The organism is Geodermatophilus poikilotrophus (assembly GCF_900111455.1).
Taxonomy (GTDB): Bacteria; Actinomycetota; Actinomycetes; order Mycobacteriales; family Geodermatophilaceae; genus Geodermatophilus; species Geodermatophilus poikilotrophus.
The window spans coordinates 478,339-495,590 of the sequence record NZ_FOIE01000002.1; the positions used below are offsets into that span (position 1 = coordinate 478,339).

Here is a 17,252-nt window from a genome sequence, read left to right on the forward strand (position 1 = left end):
TCCGGCCCGACACGGGTCGCGGCGCCCCGGTGGTCATGGGACTGCGGTCGGGGCACGCCACGTGGAGTCGGCGCGTCGCCACCTCCCGCTCCATGGTCGTCGACGAGCAGCGACCCGGGGCACCGGCGGCCCCCTGCAGGGTCCCGCCGCGAACCCGCGAGGGGCGGCAGGGGCCGTCCCTCAGCCGAGGGCCCAGGCCGGGCGGGTGACGTCCAGCTGCCAGACCACCGCGGTCGCGGGACCGGACACCGGCCCTCCCGCCTGCTGCTCCACGCGGACGCCGGCGGGCCCCGCGAGCACGAGCAGCCCGGGCGGCACGGTCGCCGACGTCCCGCCCGCCACCGTCTCGGTCCACAGCCGGGCGTCGGGCCGGCCGAGGTCCACCCAGCCGTCCGCGTTCGGGTGCACCTCGTGCGCGGCGTCGTCGTCCGGGCGGGCGCTGCGCAGGTGGGCCTGCAGGACGTGCGCGCCGTCGTCCCCGGCGACCTCGTCGTGCTCCAGTCCGGTCCCGGCGCGCAGCACGGCGACGTCCCCGGCGGTCAGCACCGCGCCGCTGCCCCAGGCGTGCCGCAGTGAGCCGGCCAGCACGACCGCGACGACGTCGACCGCGCGGTGCGCGTGCCGCCCGTAGCCGGTGCCGGGCGCAAGCCGGTCGTCGGCCAGGCGCAGCAGCGGGCCGAGCGAGCCGTCGTCGGGCTCGAGCAGGACGTCGGAGGTCAGGGTCACGGCTGCTCCCTCGGTGGCAGGGCTCCGCGGCCGCCGGGGAGCGCGTCGAAGACGAGCGCCACCAGCAGCGTCCAGGCCGCGCCGAAGGCCCAGCCGCCGAGGACGTCGGAGAGGAAGTGCACGCCGAGCCACATCCGGGTCAGCCCGACGAGGACGACCAGGGCGGCCCCGGCGGCGAGGGCGAGCCGGCGCTGCCGGGCCGGGAGCCGCGGCCAGGCCAGGACGAGGGCGATGGTCACCAGCGTCGCGATGCCCGAGGAGTGACCGCTGGGGAAGCTCAGGCCGTCGTAGGTCGCGCCGCCGTTCTCGAACGCCGGGCGCACCCGGCCGAAGGTCTCCTTGAGCACGGCGGTGAGCGGACCCACCAGCACGTTGGCGGTGACCACCCAGGCCGCGGTGCGCCACGCCCTGCGGGTGCCCAGCCAGAACAGCACCGGCAGGGAGGCGACCACCCGGAACCACGTGGCACCGGGGGTCGTCAGCACCTCGAGCAGCACCCCGGTGAGGGTGGAGCGGTCGTCGCCGGCGTAGAGCGCACGGCTCACCGCCTCGTCCAGCCGGACCTGCGGCGCCCAGCCGACCAGCACCCCGGCGCCGAGCGCGAGCACGACGCCGAGCCCGGCGCCCACCCCGGCGCCCGCCGTCCGCCGGGAGCCCCGCTGCAGCACGTCCACTCCCCCACTCTCCCTGACCGCGTCCTGCGTGCCACGCTGGCCGTCGTGTCCGACCGGGTCAGCAGGCGCCCGCCGTCCGCCGCCACGCTGCGGCGGCTGGAGCGCGCGTCCGGATCGCTGGCCACCCGCGCGGTGGCCCGGATGGACGACGAGCTGCCCTGGTTCCGCACCATGCCCGCCGACCAGCGCTCCTGGGTGATGCTCGTGGCGCAGGCCGGGCTGGCCTCCTTCGTCGAGTGGTGCCGCACCCCCGACCGCCCGCCGCGGCTGACCGGCGAGGTCTTCGGCGCCGCCCCGCGCGAGCTGGCCCGCGTCGTGCCGCTGAAGCACACCGTCGACCTGGTCCGGGTGACCGTCGAGGTGATGGACGACTTCGTCGGCACCGTCGCCGAGCCGGGGGACGCCGACGTGCTGCGGCTGGCGGTGCTGCAGTACAGCCGGGAGGTGGCCTTCGCCACCGCGCACGTCTATGCCACCTTCGCCGAGAGCCGCGGCGCCTGGGACGCCCGGCTGGAGGCCCTGCTCGTCGACGCCCTCGTCCGGGGCGAGCGCCCCGAGGAGCTCTCCGGACGGGCCTCGGCGCTGGGCTGGGCCGCGATGACCCCGGTGACCGTGCTGGTCGGCGCGGCCCCGCAGGACGGCGACGTGCACGCCGCCATCCGGCGAGCGGCGCGGCAGGTGCGCAGCGAGGTGCTCGTCGGGGTGCACGCCGACCAGCTGGTCGTGGTCCTGGGCGGCTCGCCGGACCTGCAGTCGGCGGCCGAGCGGGTCAGCGACGAGTTCGGCCCCGGCCCGGTCGTCACGGGCCCGGTGGTCGACGGCCTCGGCCGGGCGGGGGACTCCGCGTCGGCCGCGCTCGCCGGGCTGCGTGCCGCGCCCGCCTGGCCCGGTGCCCCGCGGCCGGTGGCGGCCGACGCGCTGCTGCCCGAACGGGCCCTGGACGGGGACTCGTCGGCCCGCACGACGCTGCAGGAGCGGGTCGCGCAGCCGCTGCAGGCAGCCGGCGGCGAGGTGCTGGAGACGGTGCGCGCGGTGCTCGCCAGCGGGGGCAACCTGGAGGCCAGCGCCCGCGCGCTGTTCGTCCACCCGAACACCGTCCGGTACCGGCTCAGGCGAGCCACCGAGATGACCGGTGTGCCGGTCACCGACCCGCGCGGCGCGTGGACGGTGCAGGTCGCGCTGGCCCTCGCCGCCCTGGACCAGGAGCGCTCCCTCTGGCACTGAGGAAGGGCCTCTTCGCCCCCCGCCGCTCGCAGGCTCCGGCGGGCCCCTGCGGGGAGGCCGCACCGGCGCACAGTGCGGTTCCCACCACGACGACCCGGACGACACGGCGCGCGAACCCGGTCCAGTTGTAGGAACCCTCCAAAGACCAGCGGTGTGCTTTCGTACCGCTCCCCAGTACGCGGCTCCGCCGACCCTGGCACGGTGAGGACGTGCTGGCCGTTCTCGCCCCCGGACAGGGTGCCCAGAAGCCCGGGATGCTGACCGACTGGCTCGAGCTCCCCGGGGCCGAGTCCTTCTTCCGCTGGGCCGGTGCGATCGCCGACGCCGACCTGCTGGCGCTGGGCACCACCGGCGACGCCGAGGCGATCAAGGACACCGCGGTGACCCAGCCGCTGGTGGTCGCGATGAGCCTGTTCGTCGCCCGCGAGCTGGGCGGCCTGCCCGGCCCGGTCGCGCACACACCGCACACCGGCCGGGACGTCGTCATCACCGGGCACAGCGTCGGCGAGCTGACCGCGGCCGCCCTCGCCGGGGTGCTCAGCGTGGAGGCGGCGATCGCGCTGACGGCCGTCCGCGGCCGCGCGATGGCCGCCGCGTGCGCGCAGACGCCGACCGGGATGTCCGCCGTCCTCGGGGGCGACCCCGACGAGCTGGCCGCCGCACTGGAGGAGCACGGGCTGGCCCCGGCCAACATGAACGGTGGCGGCCAGGTCGTCGTCGCCGGGCCGCTCGACGGCCTCGCCGCCCTCAAGGCCGCCCCGCCGGCCAGGGCGCGGGTCCTGCCGCTGTCGGTGGCCGGCGCCTTCCACACCCGGTACATGGCGCCCGCCCGCGCCGAGCTCGAGGGCCTGGTCGGTGGCCTGCGCCCCGCCGACCCCAGCCGGCTGCTGCTGTCGAACGCCGACGGTGCCGCGGTGGCCACCGGCGCGGAGGTGCTGTCCCGGCTGGTCAGCCAGGTGACCAGCCCGGTGCGCTTCGATGCCTGCCTGGCCACCCTCCGCGACCTCGGCGTCACCGCCGTGCTCGAGCTGCCGCCCGCCGGCGCGCTGGCCGGCCTGGCCAAGCGCGAGTGGAAGGACAGCGACATCGAGGTCCTGGCCGTCGGCAGCCCCGCCGACCTCGACCGGGCCCGCGCCCTCATCGAGGCCGAGCGCGGCCGCCCGGAGCCCGACCACCTGCCCGACTGGCGGGTCGTCGTCTCCCCCGTGCGCGGCACGGTGAGCCCGGCCGACGTCGCCGAGGGTGCCCACCTGCCGGCCGGCACCCCGCTGGGCCGCATCCGCAGCCGCCGCCAGGAGGCTGACGTGTCGGCCGGGTACGACGGCGTCCTCGCCGAGTGGCTCGTGCAGGAGGGCGACCTCGTCGACGCCGGCGACCCGATCGCGCGGCTCTACCCGGAGGTGCAGTCATGACCGGACTCCAGTTGACGACCGGAGCCCCCGGCGCCCGCATCCTCGGCTTCGGCAGCTACCGGCCGCGCCGCCGGGTCACCAACCACGAGCTCGCCGAGACCATGGACACCAACGACGAGTGGATCCAGGCGCGGGTCGGCATCGCCGAGCGCCGCTGGGCGGGGCCGGACGAGTCGCTGCTGGAGATGAGCGCCGCCGCCGGCGGCAAGGCCCTCGCGGCCAGCGGCCTGGACGCCTCCGAGGTCGACCTCGTCCTGCTCGCCTCGGCGAGCCTGCCGCGGCCGATCCCGGGCCTGGCCCCCGAGATCGCGCACCGGCTCGGCGCCCAGCGTCCCGGCGCGTTCGACCTCAACGCCGGCTGCGCCGGCTGGTGCTACGCGCTCAGCGCGGCCGCCGACGCGATCCGCAGCGGCTCGGCCCGCAACGCCCTGGTGATCGGCGGCGAGCGGCTGACCGACTACACCGACCTGACCGACCGGTCGACCGCGGTGATCTTCGCCGACGGCGCGGGGGCCGCCGTCCTCGGCCCGTCGGACACCCCGGCCGTCGGGCCGGTCGTGTGGGGCAGCGACGGCGACCAGTCCAGCGCCATCGCCATCCCCGAGGGCGAGAAGGCGATGAGCATGGCCGGCCAGGCGGTGTACCGGTGGGCCACCACCCGGCTCACCGCCACGCTGCTGACGGCCATGGAGCGCGCCGGCGTCGGCCCCGAGGACATCGACGTGTTCGCGCCGCACCAGGCCAACCTGCGGATCATCGAACTGATGGCCAAGCGGCTCGGGCTGCCCGAGCGCACGGTCATCGCACGCGACGTCGTGCGGTCGGGCAACACCTCCTCGGCCTCGGTGCCGCTGGCGCTGTCGGCGCTCCTCGAGTCCGGTGAGGCCAGGAGCGGTGACCTCGCCCTGATCCTGGGGTACGGGGCCGGCCTCACCTTCGCCGGCCAGGTCGTCGTCCTGCCCTGACCGGCACCACAGATCCCCGGGCCACAGGGGCCCGACGGCGGGTGCACCCCGCCCCACCCGAGAGAGAGGACCGCGCGTGAGCGAGGACATCCAGACCGGTCTGGCCGAGATCCTGGAGGAGGTCGCGGGCGTGGCGCCCGCGGACGCCACCCCGGAGAAGTCGTTCACCGAGGACCTCGACGTCGACTCGCTGTCGATGGTCGAGATCGCCACCGCGGTCGAGGACAAGTTCGGCGTCGCCATCCCCGACGACGAGCTGGCCAACATCAAGACCGTCGGCGACGCCATGAGCTACATCCAGAAGAACAAGGCCTGAACGAGGACCCCGCTGCCCCCACCGTGACAGGACCCGTCCACCCCACCCCTCGCACGCTTGGGGGGAGCCTCTGGACGGCGCCGGCGGCGGGGCCCTGCAGCGGGGCCACGCCTGGCCCCCGACCGCACGTCCCAGGAGGAACCCCGTCATGAGCACGTCCGACGGCGACGTCGTCGTCACCGGCCTCGGTGCCACCACGCCGCTCGGGAGCGACGTCGCCAGCACGTGGGACGCGCTGCTGGCCGGGCGGTCGGGGGTCAGCCGGATCACCGACGACTGGGTCAAGGACTTCCCGGCCCAGCTCGTCGCCCGGCTGGCCACCGATCCGGCCCAGCAGATCGACCGAGTCCGCGCCCGTCGGCTGGACCGCAGCCAGCAGGTGGCCGTGGTCGCCGCCGAGGAGGCCTGGCGCGACTCCGGGGCGGCCGACGCCGGGGTGGCCCACGAGCGGGTCGCCGTCGTCTTCGGCACCGGCATCGGCGGGGCGCTGACCCTGCTCGGCCAGGACGACGTCCTGGAGGAGAAGGGCCCCAAGCGGGTCTCCCCGTTCACCATCCCGATGCTCATGCCCAACGGCCCGGCCGCCGCGGTCGGCCTCGCGGTCGGTGCCAAGGGTGGCGTGCACGCCCCGGTCAGCGCCTGCGCCTCCGGCGCGGAGGCGATCCGCTGGGGCCTGGACCTGCTGCGCTTCGACCGGGCCGACGTCGTGCTGGTCGGCGGCGCGGAGGCCTGCGTGCACCCGCTGCCGATGGCCGGCTTCGCCGCGATGCGCGCCATGAGCACCCGCAACGACGAGCCCGAGCGCGCCTCCCGCCCGTTCGACAAGGCCCGGGACGGCTTCGTCCTCGGCGAGGGCGCGGCCGCGCTCGTCCTCGAGCGGGGGGACGCGGCGCGGGCCCGCGGCGCCCGGATCCACGCCCGGCTGGCCGGGGCCGGCGGCACCGCCGACGGCTACGACCTGGTCGCCCCGCACCCGGAGGGCGAGGGCGCCGGCCGGGCCATCGCCGCCGCCGTCCGCGACGCCGGGCTGACGCCCGCCGACATCGGCCACGTCAACGCGCACGCCACCTCCACGCCGGTGGGCGACACCGCGGAGGCCGCAGCCATCCTCAGCACGGTCGGCGAGCACACCCTCGTGACGGCGACCAAGAGCCAGACCGGCCACCTGCTCGGCGCGGCCGGGGCGCTGGAGTCGGTCTTCACCATCCTCGCGCTGCGCGACCAGCTCGTGCCGGCCACCGCCAACCTCGACGACCCGGACGACGACGCGGCCGTCCAGGCCCTCGACATCGTGCGCCGCGAGCCGCGGCGCGCCCGGCTCGACGCCGCGGTCAACGACTCCTTCGGCTTCGGCGGCCACAACATCGCGCTGGTGTTCACCACCGCCTGAGAGAGGACCCCGCTGCCCCCCGCCGCTCGCACGCTCGCGGCGGGCCCCGGCAGCGGGGCCACCGTCCAGCCCCGGTGGGTCCCGCACCCACCCGGGCCGTCCCTGCACGCCTGCGTCCGGCCCGTGGAGGTCCCGTGAGCACGCTCCAAGCCGTTCCCCCCGTCGTCGCCCCGGACTCACGCGACCCCGAGGACCGCCTGACCCGGTTCTTCGACGCCGGCTCCACGTCGCTGCTGGCGTCCCGGGACACCTCCGGTGTGGTGGCCGCCCGCGGCACGGTGTCGGGGACCCGGGCGGTCGCCTTCTGCACCGATGCCACCGTCATGGGCGGTGCCATGGGGGTCGACGGCTGCCGGCACATCGTCGACGCCATCGACACCGCCCTGCGCGAGCGGCTGCCGGTCGTCGGCATCTGGCACTCCGGCGGTGCCCGGCTGGCCGAGGGGGTCACCGCGCTGCACGCGGTGGGCGAGGTCTTCGAGGCGATGGTCCGCGCCTCGGGACGCATCCCGCAGATCTCGGTCGTCCTGGGCCCGGCCGCCGGCGGCGCCGCCTACGGCCCGGCGCTGACCGACCTGGTGATCATGGGCCCCGCCGGCCGGGTGTTCGTCACCGGTCCGGACGTCGTCCGCTCGGTCACCGGCGAGGACGTCGACATGGAGAGCCTGGGCGGTCCGGACACCCACGGCCGGCGCAGCGGCGTCGTCCACGTGGTGGCCGGTTCCGAGCAGGGGGCGCTGGACACCGCGCGGCAGGCCGTCGACCTGCTCGCCGCGCAGGGGACCTTCGCCTCCGCCGAGGGCGAGCCCGACGTCGACCTGCGGGCCCTGCTGCCCGAGCAGGCCAACCGCGCCTACGACGTCAAGCCCGTGGTGGCCGCCGTCCTCGACGGGCCGGCGCTGGAGCTGCACCCGCGCTGGGCGCCGAACATCGTCACCGCCCTCGGCCGGCTGGCCGGCCGGACCGTGGGCGTGATCGCCAACAACCCGCTGCGGCTGGGCGGCTGCCTGGACTCCGCATCGGCGGAGAAGGCGGCCCGCTTCGTGCGGATGTGCGACGCGTTCGGCGTCCCGCTGGTGGTGCTCGTCGACGTCCCGGGCTACCTGCCCGGCGTCGGTCAGGAGTGGGACGGCGTGGTGCGCCGCGGGGCCAAGCTGCTGCACGCCTTCGCCGAGGCGGTGGTGCCCCGGGTGACGCTGGTGACCCGCAAGTCCTACGGCGGCGCCTACATCGCGATGAACGCCCGCTCGCTGGGCGCCACGGCCGTCTTCGCCTGGCCGGGCGCCGAGGTGGCGGTCATGGGCGCCAAGGCGGCCGTCGGCATCCTGCACCGCAAGAAGCTGGCCGCCGTCCCGCCCGGTGAGCGCGAGGCGCTGCACGCCCAGTTGGCCGCCGAGCACGAGCGGATCGCCGGCGGCGTGAACCGGGCCCTGGAGATCGGGGTCGTCGACGAGGTGGTCGACCCGTCGCAGACCAGGCGACGGCTGGTGGCGGCACTCGCGGCCGCGCCGCCCGGCCGCGGGGCCCACGGCAACATCCCGCTGTAGCGGGGGCGGACGACGGCCGGGCCCGGCACCCCCGCGGGGGTGCCGGGCCCGGCCGTTCTCGGGGAGTGTCTCGTCGTCCGGACGCCGCTTCCCCGACGACGTCCGGACGACCGGTCTGAGCCTACGACGAGAGGTGCGGGGCCGCCGTCCCGTCGTGGCCGGTTCGTGACAAAGGACCCCGGCCTCCTCGCCCCTCGCAGGCTCGAGGCGAGCCTCTGGCCGGGCCGCTAGACCACCTGGTGCAGCCAGGTGACCGGACTGCCGTCGCCGGCGTGCCGGTAGACCTCGAGGTCGGCGTCCCAGGCGGCGCCGAGCAGCTCGTCGACCCCGTGCCGGAACGCCTCGATCGACGTGGCGTGGGCCGCGAGGTTGCGCAGCTGCTGCTCGCTCACCACCAGGTCGCCGTTGGCGCTCGTGGGGGCGCGGAAGACACCGTGACCGGGCACGTACGACATGCGCTCGCCGTCGTTGCCGTAGCTGGCCTCCTCGGTGACCTCGAAGCGCAGCATCGGCCACGCGCGCAGCGCAGCGACCAGCTTGGCGCCCGTGCCGGGCGCGCCGGTCCAGGCGACCTCGGCACGGTAGGAACCGTGTGCCGCGGGCTGGTCGGCCCACGACAGGGAGACCGGCGCGCCGATGACGCGCTCGAGCGCCCACTCGACGTGCTGGCAGAGCGCCTTCGGGCACGCGTGCACGAAGACGACACCCTGGGTAGACCGTCGCTGCACGGGGCACCTCCATCGACTCGATCGGTCTCGTCTTCCCCAACGGACGATCGATTCGGTGACAGGCTGTGTTCAGCGATCTCGGACCAGGGGGTCCGAGGACAGTGTGCACGATGGTCACCCCATCGCGCCAGTGCGGGCGTGGCGGTTGGGTCCGGTGTGACGAGTCGGTTCCGCGTGTCGCCCCTACGCGCTGGTCAGCGGGGGTGCCGCGTGGTCGGGACCACTGCGCAGAGATCCACCGCCACCCCACATCCCGTCCACAGGATCTCCCCCGCGGGTCCACAGACGGACGCCCCACGACCGGAGCCGTACCGGAAGCCCCTCACGGACCGTAGTGGGACGCCGGGCGCCCGGCCCCTGCCGAGAGCCCGCAGGTCACCGGGCGAGCGCGGTCACCCGGTCGCCGTCGGCGCCCTTGGACCGGTACACCGCCTGGTCGGCGCGGCGGAGCACCTCGCCGCCCTCGTCGCCGGGCCGCACCACGGTGACGCCGACGCTCGCGGTGACCCCGGAGCCGGCGCCCACGACCGCCACGGCGTCCCGCAGCCGGGCGGTCAGCACCTCCCCCTCGTCGGGGCCGCCTCGGCCAGGACGGCGAACTCGTCGCCGCCGAGCCGGGCCACCGTGTCGGTCTCCCGGACCGCACCGGTCAGCGCCGCGGTCACCGCCCGCAGGACGGCGTCGCCGGCGGCGTGGCCGCCGCGGTCGTCGACGCCCTCGAATTCGTCGAGGTCGACCAGGCAGACCACCCACAGGAACGGCGCGGCCAGCACCGCGGTGCCGGCCACGGCCAGCGGGACGACCCTGCGCCCCGCGGTGCCCGGCGTCAGCAGGACGTACCCGATCACGGCCAGGGCGGCGACGACAGGCGGGAGAGACCCACGCCACGCCTGCCGCCGTCCGCGCGGGGTAGGAGGCCCGCATGTCACCGCGCGGGGACACCTCCGGCCACCAGGGGATGGCCGACGCCGGACGGGACACGGTTGGCCCCCTGGTGCTCGGCGCCTGGGACGCCTTCCTGGAGCGGGCCGGGTCCGTCGACCTCGACCGGCCGACCCGGCTGCCCGGTTGGCGGGCGCACGAGGTGTGCGTGCACCTGGGCCTCTGGGCCGACCACGCGGCGCTGCCCGATCTCGTGGCCTCAGCGCGGGCCGGAGGGGCCGGGACGGCGCCGGACGTCGACGCGACGAACGCGCGGGTGACCGCGGCGCACCGGAACGCCTCACGGGAGGAGGTGCTCGCCGCGCTGCGCGCCAACCGGGACGCCACCGCCCGCTACCTGACGGAGGAGCCCCCGGAGCTGGACACCGCGCCCGCGGTCGCCGTCGTCGGCCGGCTGCCGCTGCTCAGCGTCGTCCTCGGCCAGGCCTACGAGCTGGCGGTGCACGGACTGGACCTGGTGCCCCTCGGCGCGCCCCCTCCCCCGCCGGCGGTGCTGCAGTCGGGCCTGGCCGCGCTGGCCGACGTGACCGGCGCGCTGGCGGCCCGGGAGCGCGTCCACGGCGGGGCGACGCTGGCGACGCCGGAGGGCGGCTGGGCCTTCGCGGTCGACGACCGCGGCTGGACGGTGCGTCGGACGCCCCCGGGGGAGGTCCACGGCCCCGTCGTCGAGGCAGCAGCGGACCTGTTGCTGGAGGCTGCCTCGGGCCGGGTCAACCCGGTGACCGCGCTGGCCCGGCGCCGGCTGCGCGTGCACGAGCTCGGCGGCCTGCTGGCCCTCGCGCCGATCGTCCAGTCCGCGCCGGGCATCCCCGGCGGCCCGATCCTGGCGCTGGCGGCGCAGACGCTCGGCGGGGTGGGCGGCCTGCTCGGCCGGCTGCGCGGACGCCGCTGACGAGGACCCCGGGGCGACACCGGACCCCGTCCACGGGCTCGCCCCGAGCGGTGCGGGCGACGGCGTCCTCCCTCAGCAGGCGCCGCCCAGCGAGATGCCCTGCGACTGCAGCCACGGCATCGGGTTGACCCGGCTGGCGTAGAGCCCGCCCTGGTGCACCTCGAAGTGCAGGTGCGGCCCGGTGGACTGGCCCTTGTTGCCGACGTCGGCGATGTGGTCCCCGGCCTGGACGACCTGGCCGGCGCCGACGAAGAACTGGTTCACGTGCCCGTAGAGGGTGATCTGCCCGTCGCCGTGCTGGACGTAGACGGCCTGGCCGAAGCCGCTGGCCGGGCCGGCCTGCAGGACGACGCCGTCCTCGGGCACGTAGATGGGGGTGCCGATGGGTGCGGCGATGTCGACGCCCTGGTGCATGGTCCCCCAGCGCGGGCCGTAACAAGAGGTGACGCGGCCCGCCGTCGGCATGCCGGAGGTGCCGGACGCGCTGGCGAGGGCCTGCTGCTGCTGGGCCTGGCGGGCGCTCCACGCGGCCGCGGCGTCGGCCGCGCCCTGCGCGGCGAGCATGCGCTCACCGGCCTTGCGGAGCTCCTCGTCCAGGCGGGCCTTCTCCGCCGCGCGGGCGTCGTAGTCGGCCTGCGCGCGGGCGAGGTGGTCGTTGGCGGCCCGCTCGGCCTCGTCGGCGGCGCGGGCGAGCCCGTCGAGCTCGGCGACGGCGGCCTTGGCTGCGCGGTCCGCTGCCTCGACCCGGGCCTCGACGACGAGGAACTCCCGGAGCCGATCGGCGCGGTGGTCGCCGATGACCTCCATGGTCGCGGCCTGCTGCAGCAGCTCGGTGGGGCTCGTCGCGTCGAGCACCATCTCGAGGTCGCCGTAGCGGTTGTCGGCGCCCATGTAGGCCTCGCGGCCGAGCTCGGCGATGTCGTCCTCGGCCTCGGCGACGGCGACCTGGGCGGCGGCGAACTCCGCGGCGGTCCGCTCGGCCTCGGCCCGGCCGTGGGCGAGCTGCGCGCGGGCGACAAGGGCCGCGTCGGCGGCCGCCTCGGCTTCCACGGTCATCCGCTGCAGCTGCTCCTCGGCCGCCTTCACCTGGGCCTCGATCCGCTCGACCTGCTCGGCGAGCGCGGCCTGCTCGGAGGCGGCGGGAGAGGGAGCGGCACCGGCGACGACGGGAGTTCCGGCCAGGAGCCCGGCCACCGCGGCGGCGACGACGACGGCCCGGCGCGCTGCGCTCGGACGGCTGCGGGGTGAGGTGGCGCAGCGGACCACGGTGTTCTGGCGGTGCAGGGTCGCCAAGGCGACGGTTCTCCCATCCTCGCAACCGCCTACCGAGTTAGCTGACGGGTTCGGGCCGGACGGCGCCCTACCCGCCTGCGCTTCCCCGACGCAGGCGGGATTCACCCCAGAGGTTCGGTGGGTCCCCGGTCCGCCTCGGCCCCGGGAGGGGACGTCGGCGGTTCGGCGGGGCCGTGCCGAGGCCCTCGGTTCCCGAGGAGCTGAGCCCGGCAAGGCCGTCGGGAAAGCTACACGGATCCGGGCGCCGGGTCACGATCGGGTAACGGAGCCGGAGCGTTCCCTTGCCGCTGCGGACGGCATCCACCACGGGCTGTCATCACATGGCCGCGGAACCGTGACTGGTGGTGCAGTCGTGACGCGCGGGGCGAGCAGCAGGAACGCCGGAACGGCGCGGTTTCCCGGCCCGACCGGCCCTCACACCCCGTGCTGGCTGTGATGTCGCCCACGAAACGACCCGATCGGGGGACCGTGGACGCCGTCCGGTCGCCGTCCACAGGGCTCGCCGCCGTCCACTGGAGTCGTGTACCGGGTGCCGATCGGTGGCGGCCGGGAGCGGCACCTAGGGTCGAGCCAGGACGCCCGGCGGGAGCGCGCGGGCCGGATGGCGGGAGGACGCGGGTGTCGGCCCGGAGGAAGGTCGCCGCTGCCGTCGGGGTCGCCGCAGTGGCCGGCGCCGCGGTGGCGCTGTCGCAGTACGTGCCGCCCAACGAGCGCGGCCAGGCGGTCACGGCCGGGGACCTGAGCGGCTCACTGGTCGGCGCCGGGGCGAGCAGCCAACAGGCGGCCATGCAGGGCTGGACCGCCGGCTACTCGGGCGTGCAGCCCGGCGTGACCGTGGACTACGACCCGGTGGGCTCCGGCGGTGGCCGCGAGCAGTTCGTCGCCGGCGGCATCGACTTCGCCGGCTCCGACGCCCCTCTCGACGAGGAAGAGCTCGTCGCGGCGCGCGAGCGCTGCGGCGGGGAGGTCTTCGAGTTGCCGAACTACATCTCCCCGATCGCGGTGGTGCACAACGTCCCCGGTCTGCCGGACCTCGGCCTGTCCCCCGCGACGCTGGCCCGGGTCTTCGACGGCCGGATCACCACCTGGGACGACCCGGCGATCGCCGCCGACAACCCCGGCGTAACGCTGCCGGACCTGTCGATCACGCCGGTGAACCGCTCCGACGAGTCGGGCACCACCGAGAACTTCACCGAGTACCTGGCCGCCGCGGCCAGCGAGGCGTGGCCGTACGAGCCGGACGGCGAGTGGCCCGTGGCGGGCGGCGAGGCGGCCCAGGGGAACTCCGGGGTGGTGGCCGCAGTGGCCGGTGGCCAGGGGACCGTCGGGTACGCCGACCTCTCGCAGGCCGGCGACCTGGGTGTGGCGAGGATCGGCGTCGGCGGGGACTTCGTCGCGCCGACGCCGGACGCCGCAGCGGCGGTCGTCGAGGGGTCCGAGCCGCTGCCCGGCCGTGGCCCGTACGACTTCGCCCTCGAGCTCGACCGGACCACCGCCGAGTCCGGCGAGTACCCGATCGTGTTGGTCAGCTACCACCTGGGCTGCATCGGCTACGAGGACCAGCGCACCGCCGACCTCGTCGCCGACTTCATGACGTACGTGACGAGCGAGCAGGGCCAAGCCGCGGCGGCCGAGGTGGCCGGCTCCGCGCCGATCTCCGATGCGCTGCGCGACCAGGCCCGGACGGCGATCGATGCCATCGGCACCGCGTCCTGAAGCGGCCCACGCATCTGGCAGGCTGGACACCGCGGGGCGGTAGCTCAGCCGGTCAGAGCATGGGACTCATAATCCCTGGGTCGTGGGTTCGAGCCCCACCCGCCCCACAACGAGCCTTCCACCAGCGTAGATGCGAGCGCAGAAGACGAAAGATCCCGCACAGCGCTCCTACAGCGGAGCATCCTCCGTCTCCGAGGTGAGACACCATGCTCCCGGCGATGGATGCCGGAGGACTCTGTCCCGTGCCGTACTCAGTGGGGGCTCCGAACCGACGCTTCGACGGGCCTCGCCTCATCCGCCGCCGCGACCGCGCCCGGGCGCACTGTGTACCTCAATCGGCTACTTCCGCCTCTTGCACCCGTGGGCGACCGGCGAAACAGTCTCCTGCACCTGACGGGGCGGTTCCTGGTCAGGCGGTGCTGCAGCCAAGAAGAGGAGCCCCTCCACACACCCCCGGGCAAGTTCCACGCGGCGGCGCCTCACCACTAGGGCTCGAGTGCCTCGTGGGTCCCGAAGGAGGTTCTGCCATGCCCCTCGATGAGACCAGGCTCAACGAGCTGCTCGACCGCTTCGTCACCGACTTCGGCGGCAGCTACCAAGCCTTGAGCGCCGTCCTCGGTGATCGGCTCGGGCTGTACCGGGCGCTGCGGACGACCATGCCGGCCACGCCCGGGGAGGTGGCGGCCGAAGCGCGCGCCGCGGAGCGCTACGTGCGCGAATGGCTGGCCGGCCAGGCGGCCGGCGGCTACGTCACCTACGACCCGGCCAGCGGCCGCTATTCGCTCACGGAGGAGCAGGCGTTCCTCCTCGCAGACACGGCCGGGCTGCAGGCGGCCGCCGCCTTCCACATCCCGGTTGCGGTGGCCAAGAACATCGAGGGGATCACCGAGGCGGTCCGTACCGGCGGCGGCTTCCCGTGGCACGACCACGACCCTGAGCTCTTCGAGGGCGTGGAGCGCTTCTTCCGCCCGGGCTACGCCATGAACCTCGTCTCCTCGTGGATCCCCGCCCTAGACGGCGTCGAGGCCAAGCTCAGGGCCGGCGCTCGGGTGGCCGATGTCGGTTGCGGGCACGGGTCCTCGACCCTGCTGCTGGCCGACGCCTTCCCCGCCTCGGAGATCGTCGGCTTCGACTACCACCCCCCGTCGATCGACCTCGCCCGCAAGCGGGCCGTCGAGGCCGGACTCGCCGACCGGGTCTCCTTCGAGGTCGCCTCCGCCGCAGACTTCCCTGGCACGGACTACGAGCTGGTGACCATCTTCGACGCCCTCCACGACATGCCTGACCCCCTGGGCGCGGCCAAGCACATCCGCGAGGTACTGAAGGAGGACGGCACCCTCCTCCTCGTGGAACCGATGGCCGGTGACCGGGTCGAGGACAACCTCAACCCAGTGGGACGGCTCTACTACGGGGCTTCCACGGTCATCTGCGTAGCGCACTCCATGTCGGCGGAACCCCGGACCGCCCTCGGCGCGCAGGCGGGTGAGGCGAAGTTGACCGATCTCCTGCACGACGCCGGGTTTGGCTCGGTCCGGCGGGCCGCAGAGACGCCCTTCAACATCGTGCTGGAAGTCCGCATCTGACCTGCTCGCTCAACGAGCGGAGGTCGGCGGTGGGTCCGCCCGGCCTGTCCGGGGGACCACCCTCTTCAGGCCGGTGTGCCCACTCCCTTGCCGCCGCAACGCCCCTCGATCACGAGGGCGCACCTGCCCGGGGAGGTGCGCCCTCCGCCGCTTCGAAACCGGTCGCACACGAAGCGGAAGGAGGCGACCGGGAGCACGCCCTCGATGAGAAGGTGGCGAGCACCTTCAGACCGCGCACCTCAGCGGGGCGAGGTGCCTCGGGTCCGTCGCAGTGATACCCGAGTATTCGACGCCTTGCGCTCACGAGTGACCTGCGTCGACACGGGTGAGCACAGTGCGTGAGCACTCACAATCCTTGGGTCGTGGGTTCGAGCCCCACCGCTGTTCGCCCTGGTGTCTTCTCCCGAGGGCGTCTGCACAGGTTGATCAGAGCATGTGTACGTGTTTATTGCTGACACCGCGGGACTGCAGCAGAAGACCTTCGGCTTCGCGCCTGGCCGTCAGCGCAGGAGCGGCCAGAGCTGAGGAGCGATGCTCCCGGCCCATCCGCCCGCTTGGCCTACGCCAACCCGCAACTTCCTGGCCATGGAGGTCAGGCGCAGAACCTGACTGTCGTTGTTGCCGCCAGCTCATTGCGAACAAGAGCGCTCAGCTCGACAGGGGAAGCGCTGCAATAACTTTGATCGATCGGTCCATACGACTTTTCGATCATACCGCTGGAATCAGCCTGATCGAAGGTGAGGAAGTATGGTCCCATGTTGATAGTCACAGCGGCGAAGGGCGCATAGCCTGTTCCGCTGATCAGGAACCGCTGACCTGGTTGAACAACCGTCGGCGACACAGTGAGCCTCGGCCCTGACCCTCGCGACCCGTCTGGGGAGCTCTCAGGTGCAGCCGTTGCGCTGGGCGTCGTGGGTGGTGATGAGTCGCTGTCCGGTAAGGCTTTGATGCCGAAGTAGATGGCGACAATAACCCCGAGGATCCCGGCTACGGCGCCGATTGCGTCCCAGGGGTGCCCCGGCCTCACCATCAACACCTTCCTCAGGCTCGGAGTGGACCATCCACCCCCTACGGACGACCGTTCAATCGGGAAAGCGGGGACTGCTCGGGCGGGCCTCCACTCGAAACGGACCCCGGGTCGACCCGTGCGGACTATGCAAGGTCGATTGGGGCGGCCCCGAGTAAGTCAGCTCGGGGGCAGCAGGAGACATCGCCGGCGAACCACGGAGGTCCCACTCGGGGAGGACCCTCCACGAGTTCTTGGCAAGACGTGACATCACGAACCATCACCACTCGGTTTCGCCTCGTCGCACGGCTTGGTGCACCCACGGTTTGGTGGCGCGCCTTGCTGGCGAGGCTAGGGCCACGGCGTCACCACTTCGTCACCCGACCGTCACCGGACGTCTGGCCCAGTGTTCACCGCTGCCCTGGTGCTGGACCGAGCGGTAGATCCGGCAGGTGTTCCGTTGTAGCTCAGCCCGGCAACGGTGATCTACTACGACCCAGGGCGGTATGCCTCGGTTGGAGTCGTCATCCCTCGTAGTCCGTAGTGGGGTGTTGCCAGAAGACCCGAGTGTTCGACGACCTACGCTCCCCCGTGACCTGCGTCGACCCAGGTGAGCACAGCGCACAGTGCGTGAGCACTCATGATCCCTGGGTCGTGCCTTCGAGCCCCACCCGCCCCACAGCACATGGGGAGCCCAGCGCCGGACCGGGTCGTCATGGCCCGCAGAGTTCGGCTCCAACAGGAGTGGTCGGGTGGTCCTCACCCCGGACTGCCCGAGAGGCATCCGGCCCGTGCGGCGTGGGCGACCGCCCCGCTCGCGGACCCTGACCGCCGGTCC

The 17,252-nt window shown here is 74.4% G+C and carries 15 protein-coding genes, 1 tRNA gene and 1 riboswitch; of the genes, 10 read left to right on the plus strand and 6 right to left on the minus strand.

Translation table 11 applies throughout. From position 1 onward, the window contains the following. Positions 1-180 precede the first annotated feature (180 nt). Positions 181-726 carry a pirin family protein gene (locus BMW27_RS06720; RefSeq protein WP_091440948.1) on the minus strand — a complete coding sequence of 182 codons (546 nt, stop codon included), beginning with the start codon at positions 724-726 and terminating at the stop codon, positions 181-183. Then, positions 723-1,394, minus strand: coding sequence for a phosphatase PAP2 family protein (locus BMW27_RS06725; protein ID WP_245743342.1), 672 nt, complete (start codon positions 1,392-1,394; stop codon positions 723-725). Before BMW27_RS06725 ends, BMW27_RS06720 begins: the two co-directional genes overlap by 4 nt. A 51-nt stretch (positions 1,395-1,445) precedes the next feature. Between BMW27_RS06725 and BMW27_RS06730 the strand changes: the two genes are divergently transcribed. From BMW27_RS06730 to BMW27_RS06755, 6 genes are all read left to right on the plus strand, one after another. Then, positions 1,446-2,624 (plus strand): PucR family transcriptional regulator, encoded by a 1,179-nt coding sequence (locus BMW27_RS06730; RefSeq protein ID WP_091440955.1) that lies wholly within the window; start codon positions 1,446-1,448, stop codon positions 2,622-2,624. A gap of 209 nt (positions 2,625-2,833) precedes the next feature. Continuing rightward, positions 2,834-4,036 (plus strand): acyltransferase domain-containing protein, encoded by a 1,203-nt coding sequence (locus BMW27_RS06735; RefSeq protein ID WP_091440958.1) that lies wholly within the window; start codon positions 2,834-2,836, stop codon positions 4,034-4,036. Further along, a complete protein-coding gene (locus BMW27_RS06740; RefSeq protein ID WP_091440963.1) occupies positions 4,033-5,001 on the plus strand; it encodes a beta-ketoacyl-ACP synthase III in 969 nt (322 codons plus the stop codon). Before BMW27_RS06735 ends, BMW27_RS06740 begins: the two co-directional genes overlap by 4 nt. A gap of 76 nt (positions 5,002-5,077) precedes the next feature. Continuing rightward, complete coding sequence (locus BMW27_RS06745; protein WP_012949533.1) at positions 5,078-5,317, plus strand: acyl carrier protein; 240 nt, start codon at positions 5,078-5,080, stop codon at positions 5,315-5,317. A 148-nt stretch (positions 5,318-5,465) separates the two neighbouring features. After that, on the plus strand, positions 5,466-6,707 hold the full coding sequence (locus BMW27_RS06750) for a beta-ketoacyl-[acyl-carrier-protein] synthase family protein (protein WP_091440967.1): 1,242 nt from the start codon (positions 5,466-5,468) through the stop codon (positions 6,705-6,707). 134 nt (positions 6,708-6,841) lie between these two features. Then, positions 6,842-8,254 (plus strand): acyl-CoA carboxylase subunit beta, encoded by a 1,413-nt coding sequence (locus BMW27_RS06755; RefSeq protein ID WP_091440970.1) that lies wholly within the window; start codon positions 6,842-6,844, stop codon positions 8,252-8,254. A 227-nt stretch (positions 8,255-8,481) separates the two neighbouring features. Here BMW27_RS06755 and BMW27_RS06760 read toward each other — a convergent pair whose 3' ends face one another. The 3 genes from BMW27_RS06760 to BMW27_RS24280 all read right to left on the minus strand — a co-directional run bounded on the left by BMW27_RS06760 (position 8,482) and on the right by BMW27_RS24280 (position 9,830). Then, complete coding sequence (locus BMW27_RS06760; protein ID WP_012949536.1) at positions 8,482-8,982, minus strand: DUF3145 domain-containing protein; 501 nt, start codon at positions 8,980-8,982, stop codon at positions 8,482-8,484. A gap of 375 nt (positions 8,983-9,357) precedes the next feature. Continuing rightward, the gene (locus BMW27_RS06765; protein WP_091440973.1) at positions 9,358-9,543 is read right to left on the minus strand and encodes a nucleotidyl cyclase domain-containing protein; all 186 of its coding nucleotides are present in this window, start codon (positions 9,541-9,543) and stop codon (positions 9,358-9,360) included. Next, a complete protein-coding gene (locus BMW27_RS24280) occupies positions 9,537-9,830 on the minus strand; it encodes a diguanylate cyclase (RefSeq protein WP_281244742.1) in 294 nt (97 codons plus the stop codon). Before BMW27_RS24280 ends, BMW27_RS06765 begins: the two co-directional genes overlap by 7 nt. Positions 9,831-9,904: 74 nt before the next feature. Between BMW27_RS24280 and BMW27_RS06775 the strand changes: the two genes are divergently transcribed. Further along, positions 9,905-10,816 carry a maleylpyruvate isomerase N-terminal domain-containing protein gene (locus BMW27_RS06775; protein ID WP_091440983.1) on the plus strand — a complete coding sequence of 304 codons (912 nt, stop codon included), beginning with the start codon at positions 9,905-9,907 and terminating at the stop codon, positions 10,814-10,816. 72 nt (positions 10,817-10,888) lie between these two features. Here the strand turns inward: BMW27_RS06775 and BMW27_RS06780 are convergent, their stop codons facing one another. Then, positions 10,889-12,109, minus strand: a complete 1,221-nt coding sequence (locus tag BMW27_RS06780; RefSeq protein ID WP_091440987.1) for a M23 family metallopeptidase — start codon at positions 12,107-12,109, stop codon at positions 10,889-10,891. An 11-nt stretch (positions 12,110-12,120) separates the two neighbouring features. Next, a riboswitch (cyclic di-AMP (ydaO/yuaA leader) is annotated at positions 12,121-12,287 on the minus strand. 440 nt (positions 12,288-12,727) lie between these two features. On the opposite strand from BMW27_RS06780, the gene pstS reads away from it, so the two are divergent. The 3 genes from pstS to BMW27_RS06795 all read left to right on the plus strand — a co-directional run bounded on the left by pstS (position 12,728) and on the right by BMW27_RS06795 (position 15,408). Continuing rightward, positions 12,728-13,825, plus strand: coding sequence for a phosphate ABC transporter substrate-binding protein PstS (gene pstS, locus BMW27_RS06785; RefSeq protein WP_091440990.1), 1,098 nt, complete (start codon positions 12,728-12,730; stop codon positions 13,823-13,825). A 33-nt stretch (positions 13,826-13,858) separates the two neighbouring features. Beyond that, positions 13,859-13,932 (plus strand) — tRNA-Ile (locus tag BMW27_RS06790). Between the two features lie 420 nt (positions 13,933-14,352). Next, complete coding sequence (locus tag BMW27_RS06795; RefSeq protein ID WP_091440992.1) at positions 14,353-15,408, plus strand: methyltransferase domain-containing protein; 1,056 nt, start codon at positions 14,353-14,355, stop codon at positions 15,406-15,408. The last annotated feature ends 1,844 nt before the right edge of the window (positions 15,409-17,252 follow it).

What these genes read in the sequence shown, in the direction of transcription:
- BMW27_RS06795 (WP_091440992.1), top strand. Translation starts at nt 14,353, where the DNA reads ATGCCCCTCGATGAGACCAGGCTCAACGAGCTGCTCGACCGCTTCGTC.
- BMW27_RS06775 (WP_091440983.1), top strand. Translation starts at nt 9,905, where the DNA reads ATGTCACCGCGCGGGGACACCTCCGGCCACCAGGGGATGGCCGACGCC.
- BMW27_RS06740 (WP_091440963.1), top strand. Translation starts at nt 4,033, where the DNA reads ATGACCGGACTCCAGTTGACGACCGGAGCCCCCGGCGCCCGCATCCTC.
- BMW27_RS06750 (WP_091440967.1), top strand. Translation starts at nt 5,466, where the DNA reads ATGAGCACGTCCGACGGCGACGTCGTCGTCACCGGCCTCGGTGCCACC.